The sequence below is a fragment of the Porphyromonas levii DSM 23370 genome, from assembly GCF_000379925.1.
Lineage (GTDB): Bacteria > Bacteroidota > Bacteroidia > Bacteroidales > Porphyromonadaceae > Porphyromonas_A > Porphyromonas_A levii.
The window spans coordinates 1-4,966 of the sequence record NZ_KB904325.1 but is presented as its reverse complement, the minus strand read 5'-3'; the positions used below and the strand labels follow the sequence as shown (position 1 = coordinate 4,966).

Genomic DNA, 4,966 nt, shown 5'->3' with positions numbered 1-4,966 from the left:
GGCAACCTCCCAATGCTTGAAAACACCTTCCTCATATTCTCAATAACTGCTATTGCGTTTCTTTTTAACACTACAATATACCAATAATCATCAACATAGCAAAGAAAACAATACTTCAATTGGTTGAATAGTAGGTGGTTAAGGCATATTCAGCAAGCTCTATATTATTCGTTTTCTCAGCTTATTATTGTATTCTGCATTCTTTCTTCGCACTATGATGGTATCTTAACTCATTGGAATTGGCTATCTTTGCAGTATCAAAATGAGCATAAGAATGTGAAGAAGCGGGCTAAGGGAGTCCAAAAGCTTACCGCTGGTGGCTTGCTGTATGGCTGTCACGAGAGGAAAGTCCGGGCCACAAAGAGCACCATACTTCCTAACGGGAAGCTATCGTGAGGTAGATTAGCGTAACAGAGAACAACCGCCATCTTAGGGTGGTAAGGGTGAAAAGGTGGGGTAAGAGCCTACCGGGCTGGTAGTGATACGCAGCCGTCAGTACGCATTATGGGTGGAAAGGTCATGTACACCGACGCTGTAGGGCGGCTCGTCCGATGTCGGGGGGTAGACCGATAGAGCTAGGGGGTGACTCCTAGAGTAGATAAATGGTAGGCATCCACCCCTCGGGGTGGAGACAGAACCCGGCTTACTGAGGTCTCCTTCTCGCCCACTTCACACATATATCTATAAAGTATGGAGGATAATAAGAGAGAGGAATACCATAGACGAATAGAGGAGATACAGAGTAGACGCAACAAGGAGGGTGAAAAGAAAAACCCATTCTTTAAGCGGGTGTTTGATTGGTTCGGAAATGCTTACCAATTCGTGACAAGCGATATGTGGAGGCTGTATGACCAAGAGATGACGGGTGTCTCAGGCTTTTTCGTACGTGTGCTTCGTGTCTTGTATGTCTCTATCAAGGAGTTTATCGAGGGTAGGGTGGCACAAAAGTCTTCGGCGCTCACTTATACGACTCTTTTGGCTCTAGTCCCTACACTGACCTTGATTCTCAGTGTGGGCGCAGGGTTCGGTATGCAAGCATCTGTGCAAAGGGCTCTCTACGATGCCTTCACCGCCCATCAAATGGAGCTTACTACAGCATTCGACTTAGTAGAGGCTTATCTCAATGAAATACATAGTGGCGTACTGATTATTGTCGGTCTTATCGTGCTGATATATACTGTTTTCAGTATGCTCCTTACGGTAGAAAGTGTATTTAATCAGATATGGCAGATAAAGGTTGGGCGTCCTATAAGTAAAAGCTTGATAGGATACTTGGCTGCAATAGTGATTGTGCCAGTAGCACTGATTGCGATCTCTTTCTCCAACATCTTTATTAGTTCACTTAGCTCTATAGAGCTACTTGGCACCATAAGTATTGCCCCTGTGATTACCACGCTGCTCAAGATACTTCCAGTGGTGATAATTATCCTGATTCTTACCGCTTTCTATATAACGATGCCCAATACTCAAGTGCGTATTGTGCCAGCTTTGATAGCTGGAGTGGTGGCGGGCTTTGCGTTTCAGTTCTTCCAGATGTTTTATATCTCAGGTCAGTTGTGGGTATCTAAGTACAATAGTATCTATGGTAGTATTGCCGCTATCCCTCTATTGATGCTATTCGTGCAATTCTCTTGGACTATTATTCTCTTCGGTGCTCAGCTGAGCTATGCTATCCAGAATGTGAAGCGTTATGTGTTTCGCAACGAGAGCGAGAAGGTTAGTCGTAGGTATCGAGACCTCGTGGCAGTAATTTTGATGAAGAAAGTGTGTATGGCCTTTCGGTATCAGGGGCTTCCTTATACTGCCGATCAGCTTTCTGAGGAGACCGATTTGCCGATCATTATTGTCCAAGATACGTTGGACAAACTGGTGGCTTGCCGCCTACTGAGTGCCAATGAACCATCCTCTAGGCGCCATGCATTGACTTATACTCCTGCATCGGAGATTTCGAGCATTACGGTTAAGAGGGTGCTGACAGCTCTAGATAGGTTGGGCTCGGAGAACTTCCGTATGGATATTTACGATGAATATGCCGAGGAGTGGGATGTGATAAGAATTGCACGGCAGTTGCCTTTTGAAGAGCTGGAGATACCAGTGGTTGAGATTGATAGCCATAGAGAAAAATAGGTTTCTATTTGATGAAGTCCCTAAATTTTGCTAACTTCGCAAACCATTTGGATACACAATACTTGATAATAAGTTAATAGTAATAAATATGGCAGTATTAGAAAGAATTAGAGGCCTAGCCTGGGTGGTAGTGGCCGTGATTGGTCTTGGTCTACTCGCCTTCATTCTTGGAGACGTTGGTAACTGGTTTTCATCAGTTTCTCGTGACGGAGAGATGACCGCATTTATGGTAAATGGAAATCAGATTAAGATCCAGGACTACGAGACTTTGGTGAATCAGGAGCAGGAGCGCTATAAGCAGATGGGACAAAATCTTGGAGAGACTGAGTCGTTCCAAATACGTAACATGGTATACCAAGGAATGGTAGCCAAGCAAGTGCTCAAGGAGGAGGCTGAGAAAATTGGTCTAGCAGTAGGTGCTGAGGAGACTATGGAGCTTATTCAGGGTGAGAATCCATCTCCAATGGTTATGCAGTACTTCGTAGATCCTAAGACAGGCGCCTTTGATAGAACTGCTCTAGTTAACTTCCTCAAGCAGATTAATGCTAAGGGAGGTACTGCAGAGGAGCAGGCTATGCTTAGCCAGTCTAAAGCAATGTGGATTAAGATAGAGGAGGATGTGCGTGCTGAGAGGTTGGCTCAAAAGTATGGCAACTTGGTTGCTGGTGCTGTAGTGGCAAACAAACTTGAGCAGGCATATCAAGCAAAGGCTGATGGAACTCTCTCTGATGTTGCTTATGTGCAGAGGTCAGTAGCTCAGGCAACGGATGTCAATGTAGAGGTATCTGAAGCAGATGTTAAGGCATATTACGATGCTCGCAAGAAGCTATTTACTAGCTACAGTGGAGGAGCTGATGTTGATGTTATCTATACTACAATCACTCCTTCTACTCAGGATTTCGCTAATGCGAAAGCCGATATTGCCGAGGCTGATAAGGCTCTGAGAGCTGGTCAGAACCCGAACCTTGTGCTGGATGATTATTCTGATGTTAAGTATCAGGATACTTACTTTACAATCGAGGACTTCAATAACCCTATCTTTCCAGCTGATTTCGCAGGGTATCTAGCTACTGCTAGTGTAGGTGAGGTGTCTAATGTGTATGATACTGGTAGCGCGCTTAGTGTAGCTAAGTTAATCGATAAGAAGGTAGCACCTAGTACGCTTAAGGTAAGTCACATTATGCTTGCTCCAGTTGGGGCTAAGACTGAGACCCCAAGTGTGGATAGTCTTCTCGCTATTGTTAAGGCAGAGCCAACTCGCTTTGCAGAGCTGGCAAAGAACTACTCACTCGATACCAATAGTAGTGTTAAAGGTGGAGAGATTGGTGAGCTCAATGAGGCTACAGCGACCCAGTTCCTTGGTATTGACTTTAGCAATGCTATCTTTGGTGCAACTGTAGGCGTGCCATTTAGCTTCAAGTCTCAGTATGGTGAGCATATTGTGATGGTGACAGAGGCAGGAGAGAGTGTAGAGAAGTATAAGGTGGCATTTGCACAGCGAACAGTAAGGGCTAGTAGTGAGACTCAGAGCGCTATCTACAATCAGATGAGCAGCTTCCTTGCAGCCAACAAGGGCAATGCAATAGATTCCCTTGCTCTTAACCAAGGCTACCAAGTGCTTCCTAATACCATGGTGAGTGCTGATCAGCCTCAGCTATCAATGGGTATCGAGAATAGCCGTTCTCTAATTCGTTGGGCAATGAGTGCTAAGCCAGGTGAGATTAGCGATATCACTGAATGTGGTGACAAGTACGTATTTGTACGACTCAATGACTCTTACTCTAATGGTGTTATTCCATTTAACTATGTGAAGGAGCAATTGACCGAGGTTGTGAAGAATGAAAAGAAAGTAGATGCTATGTATGAGCAGCTGTTGGCAGCTAAGCCAAGTAGTCTAGAGGCTTATGCTACTAATGTGGCTAGCGTTGTGGATACGCTTACGGCTGTGAAGTTCAATACGCCTACACTCGCCTCTATCGGTTTCGATCCTAGACTTAATGCTGCAGCTGCTTTTGCTAAGCCTGGTGTAGTTACGCCTGTGAAGGGTCTTTCTAGTGTGTATCTGATTAATGTGCTTAATAGGCAAGAGGATTCAGCTGCAATTGCTGATGTTAAGTTGCAACTTAATGCACAGCGCAAGGGGTATGTTCGCTCTCAGGTGCTTGGACAAGTTATTCAGAAGGCAGATATTCAGGATAAGCGCGCTAAGTTCCAGTAATTTAATTCGTGTACTGAATACTTATAAAAAGGCTTGCTCCTTGGCTCTATGCCAAGGAGCAAGCCTTTTTATAAGTATATGATAAAGCACTAATTGAGACTATTGTATGAAGTAATCAACGGTGTTGTTTCAGTATTCGGGTTTGGTGGGGTGGTGAAGTACGTTCCCTGTCGCCTTTAGCTATAGCATCTTGTATTTTGTCTCCGCACATAGTCTCCAACTATTCGCAATCAGATTAGCATGAATATTGCTTTGCACTACATTCTTTACTGAGACTGTTGCACATTCGAGTTTAGACGTTTTTGACTGACTTTTTTCAGATTTTCGTCTTGTCTAGCTTGAAAAATCGCCTTGTTTTTTGATTATTCTCCTCTGTAAAAGCTCTAAATATGAGCTTTTACAGAGGATTTCTAGTACTTATCTCATAACAAGTGCTCCTCTTATAGAGGCTTCTTCATTTTNCAATAATGTATTGAGGTATAACTGGGGAGCTCTTTTGATGTTGTAGCAAATGGCTTCAAGTATATTTTGTGCATGCGTCTTAGCTAACCCCCGATATCGGCACCTCCCTCCGTGAAACCAGCACCTGATACTTCCAAAAGTACGCTCAATTTTATTTCG

At 44.0% G+C, this 4,966-nt stretch carries 3 protein-coding genes and 1 other RNA gene; 3 read left to right on the top strand and 1 reads right to left on the bottom strand.

The features are described 5' to 3' along the window. The first annotated feature begins 294 nt into the window (after window positions 1-294). From rnpB to A3GG_RS0111405, 3 genes are all read left to right on the top strand, one after another. An RNA gene (gene rnpB, locus A3GG_RS12965) (RNase P RNA component class A) lies at window positions 295-661 on the top strand. A 29-nt stretch (window positions 662-690) separates the two neighbouring features. Further along, window positions 691-2,127, top strand: a complete 1,437-nt coding sequence (locus A3GG_RS0111410; protein WP_018359410.1) for a YihY/virulence factor BrkB family protein — start codon at window positions 691-693, stop codon at window positions 2,125-2,127. An 88-nt stretch (window positions 2,128-2,215) separates the two neighbouring features. Next, window positions 2,216-4,345 carry a peptidylprolyl isomerase gene (locus tag A3GG_RS0111405; protein ID WP_018359409.1) on the top strand — a complete coding sequence of 710 codons (2,130 nt, stop codon included), beginning with the start codon at window positions 2,216-2,218 and terminating at the stop codon, window positions 4,343-4,345. 417 nt (window positions 4,346-4,762) lie between these two features. On the opposite strand, the gene A3GG_RS13260 is transcribed toward A3GG_RS0111405, so the two are convergent. Then, the coding region (locus A3GG_RS13260) for a transposase (protein WP_156808747.1) at window positions 4,763-4,966 on the bottom strand (204 nt) is incomplete at its 5' end.